This window comes from Mycobacterium paraense, from assembly GCF_002101815.1.
GTDB classification, from domain to species: Bacteria; Actinomycetota; Actinomycetes; order Mycobacteriales; family Mycobacteriaceae; genus Mycobacterium; species Mycobacterium paraense.
In genome coordinates this window covers 237,919-257,883 of record NZ_LQPM01000010.1, presented here as the reverse complement: position 1 = coordinate 257,883, position 19,965 = coordinate 237,919, and the positions used below count along the sequence as shown (strand labels likewise).

23 protein-coding genes and 1 pseudogene are annotated in these 19,965 nt (G+C 68.2%); 7 read left to right on the top strand and 17 right to left on the bottom strand.

The window, feature by feature from the left end:
• Position 1: 1 nt before the first annotated feature.
• Entirely contained in the window at positions 2–1,276 is a 1,275-nt protein-coding gene (locus tag AWB89_RS10160) for a sialate:H+ symport family MFS transporter (protein ID WP_170929163.1), read from the bottom strand.
• A 53-nt stretch (positions 1,277–1,329) separates the two neighbouring features.
• On the opposite strand from AWB89_RS10160, the gene AWB89_RS10155 reads away from it, so the two are divergent.
• The 3 genes from AWB89_RS10155 (at position 1,330) to AWB89_RS10145 (ending at position 5,174) form a co-directional block, all read left to right on the top strand.
• The gene (locus tag AWB89_RS10155) at positions 1,330–2,397 is read left to right on the top strand and encodes an amidohydrolase family protein (protein ID WP_085100420.1); all 1,068 of its coding nucleotides are present in this window, start codon (positions 1,330–1,332) and stop codon (positions 2,395–2,397) included.
• Between the two features lie 181 nt (positions 2,398–2,578).
• Positions 2,579–3,676: a PPE family protein gene (locus tag AWB89_RS10150; protein WP_085173287.1), complete on the top strand. Its 1,098-nt coding sequence runs from the start codon at positions 2,579–2,581 to the stop codon at positions 3,674–3,676.
• Positions 3,677–4,781: 1,105 nt separating this feature from the next.
• On the top strand, positions 4,782–5,174 hold the full coding sequence (locus AWB89_RS10145; RefSeq protein ID WP_085100415.1) for a phage holin family protein: 393 nt from the start codon (positions 4,782–4,784) through the stop codon (positions 5,172–5,174).
• Positions 5,175–5,187: 13 nt separating this feature from the next.
• Here AWB89_RS10145 and AWB89_RS10140 read toward each other — a convergent pair whose 3' ends face one another.
• From AWB89_RS10140 to AWB89_RS10105, 8 genes and pseudogenes are all read right to left on the bottom strand, one after another.
• Positions 5,188–5,970 (bottom strand): enoyl-CoA hydratase/isomerase family protein, encoded by a 783-nt coding sequence (locus tag AWB89_RS10140; RefSeq protein ID WP_085173285.1) that lies wholly within the window; start codon positions 5,968–5,970, stop codon positions 5,188–5,190.
• The gene (locus AWB89_RS10135) at positions 5,967–6,947 is read right to left on the bottom strand and encodes an FAD-dependent oxidoreductase (RefSeq protein ID WP_085173283.1); all 981 of its coding nucleotides are present in this window, start codon (positions 6,945–6,947) and stop codon (positions 5,967–5,969) included. The genes AWB89_RS10140 and AWB89_RS10135 overlap by 4 nt, the downstream gene beginning before the upstream one ends.
• Positions 6,948–6,963: 16 nt before the next feature.
• A complete protein-coding gene (locus AWB89_RS10130) occupies positions 6,964–7,428 on the bottom strand; it encodes a hypothetical protein (protein WP_085100407.1) in 465 nt (154 codons plus the stop codon).
• A gap of 339 nt (positions 7,429–7,767) precedes the next feature.
• Positions 7,768–8,181, bottom strand: a pseudogene (locus tag AWB89_RS27940) (Fur family transcriptional regulator); the annotation flags it as partial.
• Positions 8,182–8,471: 290 nt separating this feature from the next.
• Entirely contained in the window at positions 8,472–8,951 is a 480-nt protein-coding gene (locus tag AWB89_RS10120; protein WP_308206615.1) for a DUF4262 domain-containing protein, read from the bottom strand.
• Between the two features lie 142 nt (positions 8,952–9,093).
• Positions 9,094–9,588 carry an SRPBCC family protein gene (locus AWB89_RS10115; RefSeq protein ID WP_085100401.1) on the bottom strand — a complete coding sequence of 165 codons (495 nt, stop codon included), beginning with the start codon at positions 9,586–9,588 and terminating at the stop codon, positions 9,094–9,096.
• On the bottom strand, positions 9,588–10,229 hold the full coding sequence (locus tag AWB89_RS10110; protein WP_085173279.1) for a nitroreductase family protein: 642 nt from the start codon (positions 10,227–10,229) through the stop codon (positions 9,588–9,590). The genes AWB89_RS10115 and AWB89_RS10110 overlap by 1 nt, the downstream gene beginning before the upstream one ends.
• A gap of 31 nt (positions 10,230–10,260) precedes the next feature.
• Positions 10,261–10,743, bottom strand: a complete 483-nt coding sequence (locus AWB89_RS10105; protein WP_085173277.1) for a carboxymuconolactone decarboxylase family protein — start codon at positions 10,741–10,743, stop codon at positions 10,261–10,263.
• A 174-nt stretch (positions 10,744–10,917) separates the two neighbouring features.
• On the opposite strand from AWB89_RS10105, the gene AWB89_RS10100 reads away from it, so the two are divergent.
• The 3 genes from AWB89_RS10100 to AWB89_RS10090 are packed head-to-tail and all read left to right on the top strand — an operon-like array spanning position 10,918 to position 13,823.
• On the top strand, positions 10,918–11,634 hold the full coding sequence (locus tag AWB89_RS10100) for a hypothetical protein (RefSeq protein WP_241519402.1): 717 nt from the start codon (positions 10,918–10,920) through the stop codon (positions 11,632–11,634).
• 8 nt (positions 11,635–11,642) lie between these two features.
• The gene (locus tag AWB89_RS10095) at positions 11,643–13,082 is read left to right on the top strand and encodes a class I adenylate-forming enzyme family protein (RefSeq protein WP_085173275.1); all 1,440 of its coding nucleotides are present in this window, start codon (positions 11,643–11,645) and stop codon (positions 13,080–13,082) included.
• A gap of 27 nt (positions 13,083–13,109) precedes the next feature.
• Positions 13,110–13,823 carry a hypothetical protein gene (locus AWB89_RS10090; RefSeq protein WP_085173273.1) on the top strand — a complete coding sequence of 238 codons (714 nt, stop codon included), beginning with the start codon at positions 13,110–13,112 and terminating at the stop codon, positions 13,821–13,823.
• Here the strand turns inward: AWB89_RS10090 and AWB89_RS10085 are convergent.
• On the bottom strand, positions 13,809–14,786 hold the full coding sequence (locus tag AWB89_RS10085; protein WP_085173271.1) for an NAD(P)H-dependent flavin oxidoreductase: 978 nt from the start codon (positions 14,784–14,786) through the stop codon (positions 13,809–13,811). The two genes, AWB89_RS10090 and AWB89_RS10085, sit on opposite strands and share 15 nt — an antisense overlap.
• Positions 14,783–15,175: a tautomerase family protein gene (locus AWB89_RS10080; RefSeq protein WP_085173270.1), complete on the bottom strand. Its 393-nt coding sequence runs from the start codon at positions 15,173–15,175 to the stop codon at positions 14,783–14,785. The genes AWB89_RS10085 and AWB89_RS10080 overlap by 4 nt, the downstream gene beginning before the upstream one ends.
• A gap of 93 nt (positions 15,176–15,268) precedes the next feature.
• Between AWB89_RS10080 and AWB89_RS10075 the strand changes: the two genes are divergently transcribed.
• A complete protein-coding gene (locus tag AWB89_RS10075) occupies positions 15,269–16,138 on the top strand; it encodes a LysR family transcriptional regulator (protein ID WP_085173268.1) in 870 nt (289 codons plus the stop codon).
• A gap of 84 nt (positions 16,139–16,222) precedes the next feature.
• Here AWB89_RS10075 and AWB89_RS10070 read toward each other — a convergent pair whose 3' ends face one another.
• The 6 genes from AWB89_RS10070 to AWB89_RS10045 are packed head-to-tail and all read right to left on the bottom strand — an operon-like array spanning position 16,223 to position 19,928.
• Positions 16,223–17,059: a lipase family protein gene (locus AWB89_RS10070; RefSeq protein ID WP_085173266.1), complete on the bottom strand. Its 837-nt coding sequence runs from the start codon at positions 17,057–17,059 to the stop codon at positions 16,223–16,225.
• Complete coding sequence (locus AWB89_RS10065) at positions 17,059–17,652, bottom strand: YbhB/YbcL family Raf kinase inhibitor-like protein (protein ID WP_085100372.1); 594 nt, start codon at positions 17,650–17,652, stop codon at positions 17,059–17,061. Before AWB89_RS10065 ends, AWB89_RS10070 begins: the two co-directional genes overlap by 1 nt.
• A 37-nt stretch (positions 17,653–17,689) precedes the next feature.
• Entirely contained in the window at positions 17,690–18,133 is a 444-nt protein-coding gene (locus AWB89_RS10060) for an SRPBCC family protein (RefSeq protein WP_085173264.1), read from the bottom strand.
• 36 nt (positions 18,134–18,169) lie between these two features.
• A complete protein-coding gene (locus AWB89_RS10055; RefSeq protein ID WP_085173262.1) occupies positions 18,170–19,174 on the bottom strand; it encodes a zinc-binding dehydrogenase in 1,005 nt (334 codons plus the stop codon).
• A gap of 20 nt (positions 19,175–19,194) precedes the next feature.
• A complete protein-coding gene (locus AWB89_RS10050; protein WP_085173260.1) occupies positions 19,195–19,617 on the bottom strand; it encodes an SRPBCC family protein in 423 nt (140 codons plus the stop codon).
• The gene (locus tag AWB89_RS10045; protein WP_085100360.1) at positions 19,614–19,928 is read right to left on the bottom strand and encodes an ArsR/SmtB family transcription factor; all 315 of its coding nucleotides are present in this window, start codon (positions 19,926–19,928) and stop codon (positions 19,614–19,616) included. The genes AWB89_RS10050 and AWB89_RS10045 overlap by 4 nt, the downstream gene beginning before the upstream one ends.
• Between the last annotated feature and the right edge of the window lie 37 nt (positions 19,929–19,965).

Below are 19,965 nucleotides of genomic sequence, written 5' to 3'. Positions count from 1 at the left end.
TTCACGCCATTTCGGTGGGCAGGAAAGCGCTTTCGGCCGTGCCAAAGCGAATGCCCGTGGCATCCTTGCCGATCCACGTCAGGAAGGCCACGGCGATCAGCACCGGCACGATCGTGGCCGCCAGCGCGAAGGGATAGCCGTGCGACTCGGCCAACCGTTCCTGGATGGGCAGGTTGAACGCGGCCAGCAGGTTTCCCAGCTGGTAGGTCACGCCCGGGTAGAGGCCCCGGATCGCGTCGGGCGACATCTCGGTCAGGTGCGCGGGGATGACGCCCCACGCGCCCTGCACGCAGACCTGCATGAGGAACGAGCCGAGACACAGCATCGCCGCGGTGTGGGAGTAGGCGAACAGGGGCACGATCGGCAGGCCCAACAACGCGCAGAAGATGATCGTGTGGCGGCGGCCGAAGCGCTGGGACAGTGTCCCGAACACCAGCCCGCCGATGATGGCCCCGAGGTTGTAGACGATCACGATCCACTTGACGGTGGCGCTGGACAACGCGGCGCCATGGTTGCCGGTCGCGCCCAGGAAGGTCGGGTACACGTCCTGGGTGCCGTGGCTCATCCAGTTGAACGCGGTCATCAACAGCACCAGGTAGATGAATCGGCGGACGATCGCGGCGTCCCGCAGCACGTCGCGAATCCTGGTGCTGGTGAGGCGCATCCGGTCCTGTGCGGCCTCCCAGACCTCGGATTCCTCCACGCGATAGCGGATGATCAGGCTGACCAGCGCCGGGATGATGCTCAGCCCGAACAGCCAGCGCCACGAGAAGCCCAGCCAATTCATCACCACCAGCGAGGCGACGCTCGCCAGCAGATAGCCGAAGGCGTAACCCTCCTGCAGCAGCCCGGAGAAGAACCCGCGCCGCTCGACGGGAACCTTCTCCATCGCGAGCGCCGCGCCCAGCCCCCACTCCCCGCCCATCCCGATGCCGTAGAGCAGACGCAGGATCACCAGCACGGTGAAGTTGGGCGCGAACGCGCACAGGAATCCGACGATGGAATAGAAGATCACGTCGACCATCAGCGGAAGCCGCCGCCCGACCCGGTCGGCCCACAGCCCGAATATCAGCGCGCCGACGGGCCGCATCAGCAGGGTGGCGGTGGTGACGAACGCGACCTCCGCCTTGCTGATATGGAAGGTCTTGGCGATGTCGGCGTAGACCAGCACGACGATGAAGTAGTCGAAGGCGTCCATCGTCCAGCCCAGCAACGCCGCGATGAAGGAATTCCGCTGATCGGACGTCAACTTCTGGCGGGAAGGTTGTGCGCTCACTTGAGCAATCGTGCAGTACCGGGGGGCGATGCGCGAGAGTAAGTTCCGGATACATGCGAATCATCGATGCCGATGGACACGTCGCCGAGAACTCCTCCCTGGCGATCGAAGCGATCAAGCGCTGGCCCGACCACGTCAAGCCCAGCACCGACGGGCGGCTGCGGCTGGTGTTCGAGGGCCGCAACTATCCGGAGGACCAGGGTCCCGGAGCGGGCTGCCCGCCCGAGCACGGGATCAGCAAGGCGCCCGACATCAATTGCCGCTCACCCGAGGGTGTGCTGGGCGACGCCGACCGCGATCACATCGACACGATGGTGCTGTATCCGAGCATGGGGCTGTGCGCGCCCAGCCTCGAGGACCCCGAATTCGCCGCCGGGTTCTCCCGCCTCTACAACCAGTGGATCGCCGATTACTGCGCCTCGTCCGGTGGCCGGTTGCGCGGCGTGGCCGTGACCCCGATCGAGCACGGCCAGGCGGCCATCGACGTCATGACCGAGGCCAAGGAGCTGGGGCTGGTCGCGACGCTGGTGCCGCCCGCGCTCAAGACCCGCAACCTCGACCACCCGGACCTCGACCCCTTCTATGCGGCCGCCGTCGACCTGGAGATGCCGCTGGGCGTCCACGGGGCTCCAGGCATTCACCTGCCGAAGATCGGCGTGGACCGGTTCACCAACTACATCCAGGTGCACTGCATCAGTTTTCCGTTCGACCAGATGACGGCGATGACCGCGATGGTCTCCGGCGGCGTCTTCGAGCGGCATCCCCGGTTGCGGGTCGCGTTCCTGGAGGCGGGCGCGGGCTGGGTGCCGTTCTTCATCGATCGCCTGCACGAGCATTACGAGAAGCGGGGCGACTGGGTCGAGCGCGGCTGGCGCCGCGATCCGCACGAATACCTGTCCGCCGGCAACATCTTCGTGACGTGTGAGCCCGAAGAACCGATCCTGCCCGGCGTGATCGACGTGCTCGGCGCCGACTTCATCATGTTCGCCAGCGACTATCCGCACTGGGACGGCGAATGGCCGGAGAGCACCAAGCACCTGCGCACCCGCGCCGACATCAGCGAGGACGCGCGCGAAAAAATCGGCGGGCTCAACGCCCAGCGCTTCTACAACCTCAACTAACCTCTCGGCGTTTCGATCGCCCAGTTCGGTTATTACCGCGCTCGACTGCCTTCGGGACGTCCGGCCATGGCGCTCCGCCGGCGCTTCCTGCGCGCACCCATACAGGGGTAGCGTTTTCGGTGCGGGCGAGCAACTCCAGCAGTCACAAACACAGTGAGGGCTATCGGCTTCGAGCATTGACATGGCAGGCGTGAACTTCTGGGCTCCTCCGGAGATCACCTCGGCGCTGATTCATTCAGGACCAGGGCCCGGATCGCTGTTAGCCGCTGCCAATGTGTGGCGCAAGCTGGCGCTCGAGCTTCAACAGACCGCCGCTGACTACGCCTCCATTGTGGCGGGCATTCCCTGGGAGGGACCATCAGCCAGGGCGATGACGCTGTCCACCATTCCCTACGTGTCCTGGCTGAACACCACTGCGGCCCAGGCCGCCCAGATGTCGATGGCGGCCAGCACCATGGCGAGCTCATTCGTCGCCGCCCGGACCGCTGTGGTACTTCCCAGCGTCGTCACCGCCAACCGCACACTGCTGGCTGATCTGATCGCGACGAACTTTTTCGGCATCAACTTCCCCGCCATCGCCGCCACCGAGGCCCAGTACGTGCAGATGTGGGCGGGTAACACCACCGCCATGCTGGGCTACGACGTGACCCGGCTGCAGACCATGACGTTACAGCCGTTCACGCCTCCTCCCGCCACCACCAACCCGGCTGGCGTGGTCGCGCAGAGCGCGGCGGTAACCACTGCGCAAGCCATCAGCCTTCCCACGGATCCGATTTTCGAAAATCCCACCATCGCGCTGTTGCTCGTCCACGAGGAGAGCGTCATCCAGAGCGGGTTCCCGTTCAACCTCGTTGGCGCATTCACGGGAGGTCATGATTTCGTGCCCGGTCAGTACCCGGACGTCCTGGCCCCCACCCCCCGCAACCTGGCCATTGCGTACAACCTCACCGGTCCGGAGGCCGTGGGAGGGGCCCCCAATTTTTATGCACCCGCCGCTGCGACCTCTGCATTCGAGGCGTCTGTCACCGCCTCGCTAGGCAAGGGAATGTACGTCGGAAATCTCGTGGTCCCGCCTTCGGCGGTCACCTCCCCGGTCCAGCTCACTGCCACCGAGGCACCGCTGATGGCAACAACAGCCGAGGGTGCTCCACTGGTCCCGATGTTCGTGCCGCCGATGCCACCGGGAGCACGCAAGGCCCAGCGGGACAAGCCGGAAGAGAAAGGCTATGGACCGCCGATCCCCGGCACCATCATGCGGCGACCTCCGTCAGGTGGGTGAGAGGTAAGGGCCATGCCCGCACCCATTCAGCCGGCGACGACAGGGCCGCCATGAGGGGGCACGAGATGAAGGAACGATGAAGAAGGCATTAGCAGTGGCCGCAGCCGCAGCGGTGATAACCCTGGCACCCCTCTGCATTTCGCCGGCGCAAGCACACGCCGACGATCCCTGCGACGGGATCAGCGATCCCGCTGCCCGGCAGACTTGCATCAATCAATCCACGACCGGTGACGCCACGCCCAGAATGGGCGATTGCCAGGCGAGCCCCGATTACGGAGCGGAGGGCCAGTTTTGTCGGAACTTCTGGATCCGAAACTCTGAGTTCCCCCACGCAAGGCCCGCTATGTGGGACTGACTAGAACCACGCGGGGGCAACCCCTTCTGCCTGCTGCCCCGCGCATCACCCAAAGATGTTCAACGACAACCGATTCGATCCCGCGAGGCCGCCGTCCAGCCTCGATCCGCTTCGTCGCGACCCGCCGAAGCCCACAAGAATCGCCGGTGGAGCGCCCGCCGCCCAATGCACAGCAGGAAAACTCGCCGTAACACATCTGACATCACAAGGTGCTCCACTGTGTCTGGGTGGCGACAACGTGGTGGCCATTGGGGGTTCAGGAGAGGACGAACCGATGAAGAAGGCACTAAAGGGCGCATCGGCGGCAGCGGTGATAGCACTGGTAGCCGTATGCATTCCACCGGCGCAAGCACACGCCGACGATCCCTGTGCCGACATCACGGTTCCCACTGCCCACCAGGCCTGCATCGACAACTCGCATCGCGGTAACGCGGTGCGCAGATACCCTCTGGGCGATTGCGAGGGTGCGAGCCCCATCGACGGACAGGTGGGCCAAGTTTGCGGGTAACGTCGGGGTCCGAACGTCCGCGCCGCCGGAGAAAGGCGGGTTGTGCGGAGGCGTCGATGCCCAGCAGATGACTTGGATGTGCTCGTACTCGGATACCATGGACAGAAGCAATTAGCGTCGAAAACCCTACGCGCACAAGACCATACCGACAGTCGGTCAACTAAAGCCGGGCAGGGGCCGCGCAGGGCTGGCATCGAGCCGGCATGTGACTTCCCGCCCGGCCAGTGGCAGGATCTTTCGGCATGGGCCCTTTTCTGCTTCGCGCCGCATTGACCGGCCTCGCCATGTGGATCGTCACCCTGTTTATGCACGGGATGAGATTCGTCGGCGGCAACACCACGCTGCAGACGGTCGCCATCATCTTCGTCGTCGCCGTGATCTTCGGTCTGGTCAACGCGTTCATCAAGCCGATCGTCCAGATCTTGTCGATCCCGCTCTACATCGTGACCCTGGGTCTGATCCACATCGTGATCAACGCCTTGATGTTGTGGATCACCGCGTGGATCACCTCGCACACCACGCACTGGGGGCTGCAGATCGATCACTTCTGGTGGACGGCGATCTGGGCCGCCATCCTGTTGTCGATCGTCAGCTGGGTGCTGTCGCTGGTCATCCGCGACGTCACGCGGGCCTGAGGGCCCTATACCGTCAGCGGGCCTGCCACCGGGGCGGGCGCTTCTCGGCGAACGCTCGGGGGCCCTCCTTGGCGTCCTCGGTCTCGAAAACCCGGTCGCTGTGCCGTGTTTCGTTGTCGTAGGCCGCCCCGAGGTCGAGCGCCAGACCCTCGACGGCCGACTGTTTGGTCGCGAAGACGGCGAGTGGCGCGTTGGCCACGATGCGCTCCGCGTAGTCATATGCCGTGTCCATCAACCGGTCGGCGGGGACCACCCGGTTGATCAGCCCCATGGCCAGGGCCCGCTCCGCGTCCACCATGTCGGCCGTCAGCAGCAGCTCCATCGCGAGCGGGTACGGCATCTGGCGGGGCAGCCGAACGGTGCTCCCGCCGCCGGCGAACAGGCCGCGCTTCGGCTCCATCACCGCGAAGCGCGCCTCGGGCACGGCGACGCGAATGTCCGTGGAGGTCAACATCTCGAAGCCGCCGGCGACGCAGGTGCCGTTGACCGCCGCGACGATCGGCTTGTACACCGGAAACCGATGCAAGACGGCGTGGATCGCGTCGTCCTTGTTCCAGCCCTCGGGCTTGGGCAGGTCCCCGGTGAGTTCCGGGATGAATTTCTTGAGGTCGGCCCCCGTGCAGAAGTCCCGGCCGACGCCGGTGATCACTGCGACCCAGACGCGGTCGTCGTCGCGGAACGCCGCCCAGGCATGGGCCAGATCGCGGAAATGCGCCATGTCCAGCGAGTTGCGCGTCTCAGGACGGTTGATCGTGATGGTCGCGATATGGCCCGCCAGCGCGAAGTCGATGCTCATCGTGCGCCTGCCTCGACCAGGCGCACCACGTCGCGGGCGCAACCCCACGACAGCGTCACGCCATTGCTGCCGTGCCCGTAGTTATGGATGCACCGGGCCCGCCCGAGCGGCTCCGCCTCTACCCGCACTGCCGGCCGGTCCGGACGCAACCCGGTGATCGTCTCGATCACCTCGGCCTCGCCCAGCCGCGGCTCGATGCGGCGGCACCGCTGCAGGATTCGGTCGGTCACCTGGGGATCCGGTGTCGTGTCCCAGCGGCCGGGAATGCTGACGCCACCGCACACCACCCGCTGCGGGTGGGGGAAGAAGCAGGTCCATTCCCGGCCGTGGCTCAGCTCGATGAACAGTTGCCGCACACCGGGATTCCCCAGGACGACGTGCTGGCCGAACAGCGGCCGCACGGAGTCATCGCCGGTCAGCGCTCCCGCGCCGAGCCCGGCGCAGTTGACGACGATCGGCGCGGCGTCGGCGGCCTCGGCCAGCGACCGCACCGGGCGCACCTCGATCTCGCAGCCGGCCACGGCCAGCCGGCGCGCGAGGTAGTCGAGGTAGCGCGGCATGTCGATCATCGGCATGGTTGCCCGAAATCCGGCGCCGAAGCCGTCCGGCACGTCGGCCGGATCGGCCGGCCGCAGATCGGGGATCAGCTTGGCCGCGGGGGAGGCCGCCTCGGCCCCGATGAATTCCCCGACGGCCAGCGCCGGCGCCAGGAGAACCCCCGTGCCGGGGTCGTCGGCCAGTTCCCGAAACACCCGCAGGGAATGCGCGGTCCAGTCCAGGGTCGCCGCGGCGCGTTCGGCCGGGCGAGGGGGCGCCCAGACCGCACCGGCCACCACCGAGGTCGTTTCTTGCGGCATCGCGGCCGCCCACACCCGCACCGGCCAGCCCGCCTCGGCCAAGCAGATGGCCGACGTCAAGCCGCTGACGCCGGCACCGATGACGACAATCTGTTGCGGGCCGGCCGTGTCACTTGCCAAGGGCAGCAAGCTCCCGTCAGGAATGGGGGGGTGGCGGGCCGCTCTGGCCGCCGAGCAGCCCGTTGAGGATGCCGAGAGTGCCCTGCACACCCGCTGGCGGCGCACTGGCCGGCGGGGTGGCGTCGGGTGTCAGCTGCCAGGGCTGGCAGCCGGTTGTCTTGAACGACTTGTCGGTGGGTTCGATCTGCACCACCTGCGGCTTCTTGCTCAGGGCGTTGTCGACCAGGTTGCCGTCGGGGTTACCCGTTCGCTTCCAGTAGCAGGTGCCGTCGCCGACGGGTCCCGCCGAGCTGTAGATGCCGGGGGCGATGTCGCTTCCCACCGCGAACGTGCCGTCGTGGTCCATCGTGGTCTTCGGCGCGGGTGGCGGCGTCGGCTCCGGATCGGCGACGGCGACCGCCCCGGATGCCACCCAGCCGGCAAGCAGCACCCCGGCGACCAGAGACCGTGCCGCCGCGGATGCGTTGACGTTGAACCCCACGAAGGAGCAGTTTACCGGTGCGGGCAGCGCATTTCACGTAGACGTAGACGAGGGTGAAACGGAAGGCTCGATGCGAGGCTCGTTGCTGGCAACTGTGGCATCGGCGATGTCGTAGCGAGCCCACCCCGCGTTGGCTCCCAGACCTCCCGTCCCAATTCCGGCCGCCTTCAACCCGGTGATGGGCGTGAGCGGGCCGGGGGCAAGCCATCCCCCCGCCCCGGGGCTTGGCGTCGGCGTCGGCGACAGTTGGCCGTCGCTCGGTGGCTGGTCGCCGCTATCGCCCGAGCCAAGCATGTCGTCGGCGAGTTCTTCTGTGGGACTGTGATCCCCGTTTGACACCGAGCAGCCGGGGCAGCTGCCCCAGTAGATGACCTCCGCCCCGTCGAGCTGAAAGCCGTTGGTGTCGGAAACGGACAAGCAGGGATCCGCACCGATGGCGCAGTCGACGTCCGCGATGGCCCCGCAGCTCCGGCAGACCATGTGATGGTGGTTGTCGCCCACCCGAGTTTCGTAGCGCGCGACGGAGCCCGGGGGCTGGACGCGTCGCAACAGACCCACGTCGGTCAGCGCATGCAGGATGTCGTAGACGGCCTGCCGGGACACCTCGGGCAGGCACGCCCGCACGGCTCCGATGACCGTTTCCGTGTCGGCGTGTGGATTCAGGTTCACCGAATGGAGCACCGCGATCCGCGGGCGGGTAACCCGCAGGTCGGCCGCCCGAAGGCTCTCCGCGTAGCGCGCCACCGAGGGCACCTGAACCAGGCGGAGGTCTTTTCTGGAATTGATCAAGCCTTCGACCCTTTCCCTCGGACCGTGAAACCCGCTGGCGTTGCGGAGTCTTTGAGACCGTTATGAAAACCGCGGTTTCACGGCGGAGCCCAGATTAGGGTCCTTCACCACCTTGTGGTGGGTTTCGGACAAAATATCGACACCTTTCTGACCTGCGGTTCCGTCAATTAACCAAATTTTGGGTCCGCCGCTGAGGAGGGTTCTCGGCCGAGCAAAGACGCTTCGCGCGGTGTACTGCTGGCATCGGCCCGGAGCTAAGTTTGGGGCGCCCGCCGCCGCCCGTCTGCGCGACCCGGAGCGGCCCGCGCACCCAGCACCGGTTGCGTGGCTCGACCGTTGTTGAAGCTCGCCGACCACGGCCAGCGGCCCCGCCGGTCGGCCCATACGAGTTGACGCCCCCGCACCCCGCCCCCGTAGAGGGCGACCGCGGCGTTCATGTGCACATCCGGGAACTCGACCTCCACGACCTCGACGAGTGTCGGACCGGGGAGGGTGAGCCGGGCACCGGGCTTGGGCGCGCCGACGTCCCAGGCCGCCCGCGCTGCCGAGTCGGCGAGGCCGCCCAACAGCCCCAGCGCCCGCCGCGGCGAGACGCCGGTCACCAACAACTCGGGCAACCCATGGCCGGCCAGGCCGACGGTGTACGCGTACGGAACCCGATCGTCCTCGACGTATTGCACCGTCCAGCCTCGGTTGCGGATCTTGCCGCGGATCACCTCGAGATAGTCGTCCACGGTGCTCCCCGGGTGGTCGCACATCCAGCACATCGCAGGTCCCCTTTCGTCGTGCCTACCGACACGATGCCCGGGGGGTATGACATGTTTTGGCCGCCCGCCATCCGCGGAACGCGAGAAGCGTTGTCCCGGAAGGGGATTGCTACGTCAGGCGACGCACTTTGCCGGCATAGCCCAACGCGTGCTCGTACGTATCGAGGTTGTCGCGGGAAATCCTCGCGTGCACGGGGCGCTCGAGGAAGAAGCGCAGCACCGGATTGTAGGCGTGGTAGGTCTCGTGAAAGGTCAGCACGGTGGTGCCGTCGGGCTGCTCCTCGAGTTCGTGATAGCCCTCGGCGCGGGACCACAACGGCGCCCCGACCGCGACGTAACGCGACAGCTTGTTCATCTTCGCCTCAGTCACCGTCTCCCACGACCGCGCTCGGCCGCCCGACAGCAGGTACTTCGGGACCGGGAAGACACAGGTGCGCACCAGGCCCTCGCCGGCCTCGTTGCCCTCGTTGAGGATCTCCATGCTGCCCGTCGGCCACGTGAGCACCCGCGGCCGGGGCGCGTCCGGCGGAACCGGCGGATGAAGCACCCGCCACACTTTCCTCGGCGGCGCGTCGACGTGAAATCGCACGGTGTAGGACTGCATCAGCGTTCTCCAACCGGGTGTCCCCAGGTGTCCCAATAGGTGATGGTTTCCGCGGGCGGCCGCTTGGCCGGCCGGAAGTCGGTGCCGATCGTGTAGGCGACGGGGAACAGCGCGGCCTGGGTGGCGCTATCCGGGATGCCGAGCAATTCGGCCACCTCGTGTTCCCTGGCCAGGTGCATCGTCGTCCACACCGATCCCAGGCCCCGGGAGCGCAACGCGAGCAGAAAACTCCAGCCGGCCGGGATGATCGACGCCCAGGCCGACGCGGCCGTCAGCAGGTTCGAGTTGTCGATGCGGTTGTCCAGGCACGGGATGACATGCACGGGCACCCGGGCCAGCGTCTCGGTCAGGGCCAGCGCTCCCGCATACACGCGCTGGGTCTGCGGATCGGACGCCTCCTTGGCCGCATACGCCAGGTACTCGGCGCCGACGCGGCGATAGATCTCGGCGATCGCGGCGCGCTTGTCGGCATCGGTGATCACCAACCAGCGCCAGTCCTGCGCGTTGCTCGCGGTGGGCGCCTGCATGGCGAGGCGGATGCATTCGAGGATGACTTCGCGGCCGACGGGCCGGTCTAGGTCGAGGCGTTTACGGACGGCGCGCGTGGTGCTCAGCAATTCATCGACCGTCGCTATGTCCATTGGTTCCTTACGTTGTTGGTTCGACGCCCGATCAGAGCTCGATGGCGCAGGACTGGTCGACGCCCAGCACCGCCAACGAGCGGCCCAGGCCGAGGAACACCGCGACGCAGAGCGTCAGATCGAGGATCTCCTCGTCGGAGAACGCCGCGCGCAGCCGCTCGAAGAACGCGTCGTCCATCGACGCGTGGTTGGTGGCGAAGCGTTCCGCAAACTCGATGGCAAGGCGCTGCCGCGGCGTGTAACCGGGGTAGCTGGCGTAGGCGGCGACGTTGTCGTAGAGCTCGGGGGCGACGCCGGCGTCGAGCACGGACTGGGCACGGAAATCCGAGCAGGCGACGCAGTCGTTGATCTGGGCGATGCGCATCCGCGCGAGTTCCCGCTCCTCGGCCGGCAGGATGCTTTGTTCGTACGCGCCCCGGATCATCCGCTCGACCATGGCGCCGAGTGGTGGCCGCAGCGTCCAGATCATCGCGGGTTCCCCGCCGGGACCATCCGGCACATCGAGTCGGGCCATCCGTGAACTCCTGCCCGGTGAACGTCGTTACCGTATCGAAGCAAACCAGATTCTCGACTCGGCTGTCTAGGTCGGCGAACGCGCCTCATTGTGCACATGTACACCCGGCGCGAGTGGCGAAAGGCGGCCGGGTTACCGTCCGTTGAACGAGGGCGTTTCAAGGCAGAGCGTCGCGTGTTTGGAGGTGTCGGCGTGCTGTTCATGCACGAGGTACACAAGGTGCGCGGCCGCGCGGAAGACGACTTCGAGGCCGCGTTTCGGGAGGGCTGGATGCCCACGCTCGGCGCCGACGACGACGCCCGGCTGCTGTGGTACGCCGACCACGCCCAAGGCAGCGGACCCGCCTACACCGTCGTCACCATCACCGCCGTGAAGGACGGGGCGGCGTGGGAAAGGCTCGCCCTGCGCGTGCAGCAGGGCGACCTGCAGAAGTGGATCCGCGGTGTCGACGAACTGCGCCACGAGGTCGAGGCCAAGTTGCTGGTCCCGCTCACGTGGTCACCGCTGCAGGAAGTGTCGTTCGACGAGGTGCCGACCGACGGCCGAGAGCACGAGCTGACGCTCTACATGGAAGACACCATGTGGCCGTACCAGGACAAGTTCGAGGAATACATCGAGCGCTGCGGCGACGTCTACGCGCGCAGCCTGGAGCGGCCGTCCTCCATGCTGACCATCCAGGCGGCGTTCCAGCCCGCGCTGGGCAGCCACCTGCGCCGCGAGGTCATCCTGATGCAGCGCATCAAGCGGCCGGAGCAACTGCTCGAACTGCTCCGGACCCACATCCCGTCCGAATACCGCGCGCCGGGCACGTGGATGTACGACGCCCTGGACCTGCGCGACCAGTGGACCAGCCGGCTGCTGCGCACCTCCGCGTGGTCACCTCTGTATTAGCCCCACCGATGAACACCGGGACCATCCTCGACGCCGCCGCGACAGGCGACCCGGCCCGGACCGCGCTCATCATCGACGGGCGCCACATCAGTTACGGCGACCTGGCGGCGACGGTGCGGCGCTGCGCCGCCGCCCTGACAGCTCGCGGGGTCGTGGCCGGCCAGCGCGTCGCCGTCGTCGACCACGGGAGCCTGCTGTCGATCGCGACGGTGCTCGGCGCGGCGCGCATCGGCGCCGCGGCGGCCCTGATGAATCCCGCGCTCACGCCGCCGGAGCTGCAGGGGCTCCTGACGAACGCCGGCTGCGCCGACGTCGCGGTCGCGGGCGAGCCGTACGTCGAGCGCCTCCGCGACGCTGGCGCGCCGGCGGTGTTGACGGACTCCGACCTCCCCGACCAGGGGTACGAACCGGAACCGCCCGCCGACGACCCCGACCGGGACGCCCTGGTGCTGTTCACCAGCGGCACGACGGGGCTGCCCAAGGCCGTCGGCATCAACGACCGGCGGCTCACCGCGAGGATCACCGGAATGGCGGCCCCGTTCCGGGCGGGGGCCAGACCCGCGACGGGAATGATGTGCGTCCCCTTCTTCCATGTCGGCGGGGCGCTGGGCACACTCGGCGGTTTGTACTCGGGCAGCACCTCGGTGGTGCAGCCGCGGTTCGACGCCGGGGAATGGCTGCGCCTGGTGTCGGAGCACCGGGTGGCGGCCACCTTCATGGTGCCGGCGATGCTGCAGCGCATCCTCGACCACCCCGACTTCCCGCACACCGACCTGACGTCCTTGGTCGCCATCGCGTACGGCGCCGCCGCCGCGCCAATCACGTTGGTGCGCAGGGCGATGGCCGCGCTGCCGCACGTGGCGTTCGCCAACGTGTTCGGCCAGACCGAGACGCTCGGGGCGTACACGACTCTGTTGCCCGGCGACCACCGGGACCCGGCCCGCGCCGGTTCGGTCGGCCGCCCGCCACCCGGGGTCGAGGTGCGAGTGGTCGACCCCGCCACCGGCGACGACGTTGCGCCCGGAACGGTGGGGGAGCTGTGGGTGAACAGCGGCCAGAACGTGGCCGAAGGCTGGCTGCGCACCGGCGATCTCGCCCGCCAAGATCCCGACGGTTACCTGTTCCCGTCCGGCCGGCTGAGCGACACCATCAACCGGGGTGGCGAGAAGTTCGGGCCGGTCGAGGTCGAAGAGGCGTTGCGTTCCCACCCTGCGGTGAGCGACGTCGCGGTCGCCGGGCTCGCCGACGAGGAGCTCGGCCAGCGGGTCGGGGCGGCCGTAGTGGCTTGCGCGCCGGTGACACTCGAACAGTTGCGGGAGCATTGCCGCGGGTTGATCGCCTATTTCAAGCTGCCCGAGCGGCTGGCGATCGTCGAGGAGATCCCCTACAACGCGACCGGCAAAGTCAGCCGCCGCCAGATCGCCGCGCTCATCGTGGGCGAGACCTGACCTCAACCTGAAACCCCGGGAGTGCCAGTGCTGTTTCTTCACGAGACCCACAAGGTCGTCGGCGCACGGCAGGACGAATTCGAAGCCGCCTACCGCGACGGCTGGATGCCCACGCTGGCCGAGGAGGACGACGCGCGGCTGCTCTGGTACACCAACCACGCCCACGGCAGCGGGGCGTCCTACAGCGTCGTCACCATCACCGGGATCAGCGACGGCGCGGCCTGGGAAAGCCTGGTCCGCCGGGCCCAGACCGGGGACCTTCGCCCCTGGATGCGCGAACTGGACAACCTCCGCCACGAGGTGACGGGCAAGCTGCTGCTGCCGGTCGCGTGGTCACCCCTGCAGACCGTCGACCTGGCCAGCGTGCCCACCACCGCGCAGACCCACCCGCTGACCATGTTCATGGAGGACACCGGCTGGCCTTATGCGCCGTTGGACGACTACATCCGCTCCTGGGATGAGATCTACTACCGCCCGCTGTCGCAGGCGCCGGCCAGGATGCGCATCCTCGACATCCAGGCGTGCTTCCAGGTGGCCCACGGCAGCTACCGCCGCCGAGAAGCCATGCTGTGGCAGAAGATTGACGACTCCAACAACTATGCGGCCCTGGTCCATCTGCTCACCAAGGAGGTCCCGGCCGAACACCGGGCGCCGGGCAGCTACATGTTCGAGGCCCTGAAATTCCGCGACCAGTGGGAGAGCCGCCTGTTGCGGACGTCGGACTGGTCACCGTTGTACTGAGCTGCGCGGTCGCAGGATGCCGGCGGCCTGGGAGACCATGTCGGCGACGACGTCGGTGGCGGGGCGGACTTGGCGAATGCGCCCGATCGCCTCGCCGATGATGATCGCCGCTGTGTCGAAATCCTCCTCGGCCGTTGCCGTTTCGAAGGCTTTCACCGCTTCGTCGACCGAACCTGAGAGTTGTTCCTCCTTGCCATGCCAGGTGTCGAGGAAGGGGTTGCCCAGCGCGCGGACGGTGTATTCGCCCGGCCAATCCAGCCGCCGCACAACGTCATACACACGGGTGCGCACGGTCTCGTCCCCGTTCGCCCCGACGGCGCGCCGCTGGGCCAGCGGCGACACCAACGCCTCCGGGGTCGCCCAGAATCTGGTGCCTACCAGCGCGCCGTCGGCGCCGAGCGCCAGCGCCGCGGCCAGGCCCCGTCCGTCGGCGACACCGCCCGCGGCCACCACAAGCGTGTCGGGCGAGCGTTCGGCGACCAGGTCCACGACATCCGGAACCAGGGTGAACGTCGAACGCACGGTCATCCCGTGCCCGCCCGCCTCGCCACCCTGGGCGACGATGACCTCCGCGCCGGCGTCCAGGGCCTGGCGCGCGTGGTCGAGGTTTTGCACCTGGGCGGTGAGCGGAACGCCGGCGGCGTGGATGCGGTCGGCGAAGGGCCGCAGCTCACCGAACGACAGCATGATGGTGGCCGGGTGGCGCGCCAGTGCCTCGTCGAGCAGCTCGGGCTCGCGGGCCAGGCTCCAGGTGATGAACCCTGCCCCGACCTTCGCCCCGGCGGACAGCTCGAATTCCCGTCGCAGCCAGTCCTTTTCGCCGTAGCCCCCGCCGATCAGGCCCAGGCCCCCGGCCGAAGTCACCGCCGCCGCGAGCCGCCCGCCGGCGATTCCCGCCATCGGCGCGAGCAGGATCGGGTGTTCGATCCCGAAGTATTCGGTCAGGCGGGTGCCCAGGGTCATGTCAGCTCCCCGGTGAGAAACTGCGCCCGGCCGTTACCGAATGACCAATCCTCGTCACCGTTTTCGGTGATCGAGACGATCAGATCGGCCGGGTCGATCCCGCACTTCTCGGACAGGCTCAGCGCCAGCAGCTCGTAGAACTTCTCCTTCATCGCGCGGGTGCGCCGCCGGCTCACCATGTGCACGATCACCTGCCGGGCCGACCGGGTGATGCCGAGACCGGTGTCCCAGGTGACGATCTCGTGGGCGGGATGGGTGCGCACCACCTGGTAGCGGTCGCGCGGCGGCACGCCGAACGCCTCCACCACGGCCTCGTGGACGGCGTCCAGCAGCGCCCGAACCTCCGCCGGCGTGCGGCCCTCGATGAGGTCGATATACAGCAATGGCATGTTGTGTCCTTCTCTCTATGACCCGCCCACGACGCTACGGTCGAAGTGATCGGCTGTGAAATGCCTGCTGTCATCGATCTATGCTTGTCAGGCATGGGCGCGCTGGACGGTGGCCGAGTCGAGTTGCGTCACCTCCGGGCGTTCGAGGCGGTGGCGCGGCTCAAGTCATTCACCCGGGCCGCAGACGAACTCGTCATCACCCAGCCGGCGCTGAGCCGCACCATCCAGCAGTTGGAAGACGCACTGGGAGTGACGCTGCTCGACCGCAGTTCACGCCACGTCGAGACGACCCAGGCCGGACGGGCGTTCCTCGATCACGTCGAGCGGGCCCTCGCCGAGCTGGAGCGCGGGTTCGGCGCCGTCCGGCGGCAGGCGAGCATCCGCCTGGGATTCAGTTGGTTGTTGCCCGATCCGTGGGCGCAGGACACCGTCGCCAGTTTCGAGCGGGCCACCGGGACGGCGGTCACCCTGATCCGCACCGACGACGCGCTGACGGCGGTGCAGCAGGGAAAGGTCGACGTCGCGGTGGTGCGCGGGCAGCTGACGTCGACCGCGGTGCGGGTCGTCCACCTGTTCAACGAGTCGCGGGTGGCGGTGTGCGCGGTTCACTCGGCCCTGGCCGACCGCGCGGAGCTGGACTGGGCCGAGGTGCCGCGGTGGCCTTTGGTGGTCAACACCGCCAGCGGCACCACCGGGCCATGGTCGTGGCCTGCCGGCGCGGGTCCGGAAACCATCGTCGAGACAACGAATTTCGACGAGTGGATCGAGTCCGTCGCGGCCGACCGCGGCATCGGCGTGATACCCGACGTCGCCGTAAGGCGCAACATTCACCCCGGCGTGCGGTTCATCGCGCTGCGGGGAGCGCCGGAGAGCCCGGTCTCGCTTGCGTTCCTGCCTCGCGCGCGCAACGCCGTGCTGCGCCGCTTTGTCGAGGCGGCCCTAGAGAGTGCTCGGGCGATCTGAGCGTGAACCCACGGCCGGCTTCCTCGGCGTGTCGCCGCCGCGGATTGCTTCGGCTCGCGACCAGAGCGGGTTAGCAAGCGCCCGTCAGGGCTTGCAGGCGGGCTCCAGCGGCAGCACGGGTCCGCCCGATTGCAGCGACAGCAGGTACAGATAGGTCGCGAGCGAATGTTCGCAAATCAAGGTGCAGTTCACCAACCGGACGGGGTTGAGCTCGTACGGCGTGAGCACGTGGTCGTAGCCGGCGAACATGGGAGGCAGCGCGGTGATGACGTCCAGGCGGTTGGCGATGCGATAGGAGTTCTTGACCACCTGGTCGAAGGTGCTGGCGAACAGCGGATCCCCGGTGCGCGGGCTGGCAAAGGTGTAGACGACCGGCTCGGTGAAGGCGCTGTTCGCCGCCACATCGAGGGCCAGCAGTGTCGCCAGGGCTCCGCCCAGGCTGTGGCCGCAAATCGTCACGGAGCCGACGGGTTGCGAAAACGAGAGCGTCGCAAGCGCTTTGACGACCGTCGGCGCGCCCGGGTCGGTGCCGGTCCGCAGCGACAGGTACATGTCGGTGAAGCCGTCTTCGGTGTGGCCGGCGCCGGCCAGGAACGGGCATGGCACCAGCGAGAACTCGGCGTCGTGGATCCACTCCAGGATTCCCTCGGTGCCGCGGAGCGCGATCGCGACGTCGCCGGTGTCGTTCTCCTGGCAGATCAGCCCGATGGACACCTTGTCGTCGATTCGGGCCGGATTCATGTCCGTGGCAAGGTCATTGGCGTAGACGGTCGTGACCACGGTGTAGTCGATGCCGCCTGCGCTCAGGGGCTGGCCGGCCTTGTTCGTCAGATCGCCCGGCGACGTCGCATACGTGGCGTTGACGAGTTGGCCGAATTCGATTGCCTTCGTTGCGTCGAACGCCGGCGGTGTCGCGGGCATCAGCCCGCGAACGTTCCGGTGAACTGCGCCCTTCCGGACGCGGCCTGGGCGATGGCCTGGGCCGCCTGCGGCCCGGCGAGTCCCGGCGGCAGCGCGTACGTGGCCGGGAGCTGGTAGAGGGTGAACCGGTAGTGGTGGACGCCGGTGCCCGCGGGCGGGCAGGGCCCGCTGTAGCCGGCCTGGCCGGCCGAGTTGGGCAGGCTGGCCCCGCCGGCCGGCGTCTGCCCGTCCGCGGTGCTGCCGGCGCCGGGCGGGATTCCGACGACGAGCCAATGCACGTACGGCCCACGCGGGGCGTCGGGGTCGTCGACCACGAGCGCCGCGCCCAACGGCGCCGACCATGTCAACGGCGGCGCGACGTCGGCGCCCTTGCACGTGTACTGCGCGGGGATCGGCGCGCCGTCGGCGATCGCCGGGCTGCTGACGGTCAGCGGCCCGTCCGCGGGCGCCTGCGCGACGGTGCGCCCCAGGGTGGTCACCTTCGGCGTCGGCGAACCCGTCGTGTGGCTGCCACCGTTGCCGCCGCATCCGGGCAGCGCCGCGAGAAGCACCAGACCGGCGGCCGCCGATGCGATGCGGTGAAACGATTCCATAAAGGACAGTGTCGCCCCGGAACCGCGGGTCCGGAAGTTACTTGCCGCCCTTGACTTCGAGCACGCGCTTCCGCAAGCCGTCAGTCGCCGTTTCCATCAATCCCTTGGCGCCCCGTTTGACGAGGAATCCCGGAACCGGAGCGGACAGATCGACGGTGAGGTCGAAACGCACCCGGGTGGAATCGCCGTCGGGCGTCAGCGTGTAGCGGCCCTCCTGCGCGCGTTGCTGCTTCGAGCTCTCCAGCGTCCAGCCGACGCCGTCGTCGTGGACGCAATAGTCCAGGACCTGCTCATCGCTGACTCCCACGATCTTGACCGTCTGCCGCGATTTGCTCGGATGGCCCTCGTCGTCGCGCTCGAGGATCTCGACCTTCTTGTGAAACGAGGACCACTCGGTCAACGACTCGAGGTCGAACAGCACGTCCATGATCTCGTCCGGGGTCGCGTCGATGACGACTTCGCGGGAATCGGTGATAGCCATAACGCACTAAATAGCCACTGTCGGGGCAACAAAAACTCAGGGCACCAGGACGACCTTGCCGACGTTCTCCCGGGCCGCCAGGATGCGGTGGGCCTCGGGCGCCTCGGCGAACGGCACCGCCGCGTGCACGACGGGCGCGATGGTGCCATCGTCGAGCGCCCTGGCCAGGGGAGTGATCCAGGGCTCGAGCGTGCCGCGGTCGTCCCACAGGCGCAGCATGTTGATGCCGATGACGGCCTTCGACTCCGAGAGCTGGTCCAGCAGGTTGAATCCGCGCAGCATTGCCAGCGCGTGCGGCGCGGCCGCGCGCAGCGAGCGCTTCTCCCCGTGCTGCATCGCCGAGACCCCGTAGCCCACCAGCCGTCCGCCCGGGCGCAGCAGGGCATACGACCGGCGCAGCGACGTGCCGCCCAGCGCGTCGAGCACCACGTCGTAGGGGTCGAGGTCCTTCCACCAGCCGTCGCGGCGGTAGTCGATCGCCCGGTCCACGCCGAGCTCGGCCAGCCTGGCGTGCTTGGCGGGCGACGCGGTGCCGTGCACTTCCGCCCCGGCGGCCTTGGCGAACTGCACCGCCGCGATGCCGACGCCACCGGCGGCGGCGTGCACGAGGACCCGCTCGCCGGCGCGCAGCGACCCGTAACCGTGCAGCGCGGCCCAGGCGGTCGCGTAGTTCACCGGCACCGCCGCGCCCTGTTCGAAGCTCAGTTGGTCGGGGAGCCGCACGGAGTCGTTCGCCGCGACGTTGACGACCTCGGCGTAGCCGCCGAATCGCGTGCCCGCCAGCACGCGTTCGCCGACGCGGCCGGCGTCGACACCGTCGCCGACCGCCTCGACCGTCCCGGCGACTTCGTAGCCGACCACCGCGGGCAGCTTCGGCGCGTCGGGATACATGCCGACGCGGGCGAGGTGGTCGGCGAAGTTCACCCCGGCCGCGCGCACGGCCACCCGCAGCTGGCCCGGCCCCGGTGGCGGCGGGTCGGGGCGCTGTTGCACCTGCAAGACCGAAGGGTCGCCGTGCTTGGTGATGACGATGGCGCGCATCGCGGTTCCTCCTCGAGGGCTCAGGCCTGGGCGGCGGCGCCGGACAGGCGGGGGAGAACGACGTCGCGCCAGCCGGGGCCCATGCGATTGAAGGCCTCGGCCATCCTTTTGTCATTGAGGTCAAAGCCGCTGTGCTCCAAGAACACTCGAGTCCCCGCACCTTCCGGCTCCAGGCGCCAGCTCAGCGTCCAGGCGGCGGTGAAGGAATACACGAAGCGGTGCGGCGGATCGACCTCGAGCACCTTGCACGGTTGCCTGCCGTACCCGGGCATGTCCAGGGTGAACTGGTGGCCCACCACGGCGGCCACGTCCCCCTCGGCCCACCAGCGCCGCATCAGCTCGGGTTCGGTCAGCAGCCGCCACACCTTCGCCGGTGGTGCGGCAACGAATTGATCGACCCTGATGGTGGCGGGCGCCGTGCCCGCCACGGGTGTCTCGGTCATTCCAGCTCCTCGGCCGCCTCGGCGAGCCCGGCCAGCCGGGCGCGCCAGAACTTCTCGAACGGATGCAGCCACTCACCGAGTTGCGCCAGCGGTTCCGCGGTCAGGCGGTAGATGCGCCGGCGCCCCTGCGGCTCGTCGGCCACCAACCCGGCGTCGCGCAACACCCTGAGGTGCTCGGCGACAGCCGGGCGGCTGAGCTCGAACCGGTCGCTGAGTTCCCCCGCGGACAGCGGCCGCGCCGTGAGGAGCTCCAGCAGCTCCCGACGCACCGGATTCGCCAGCGCGACGAAGACGCGATCAGTGGTGCCCACGCCGCCAAGATATGTCGGGCTTTCCCGACATGTCAAC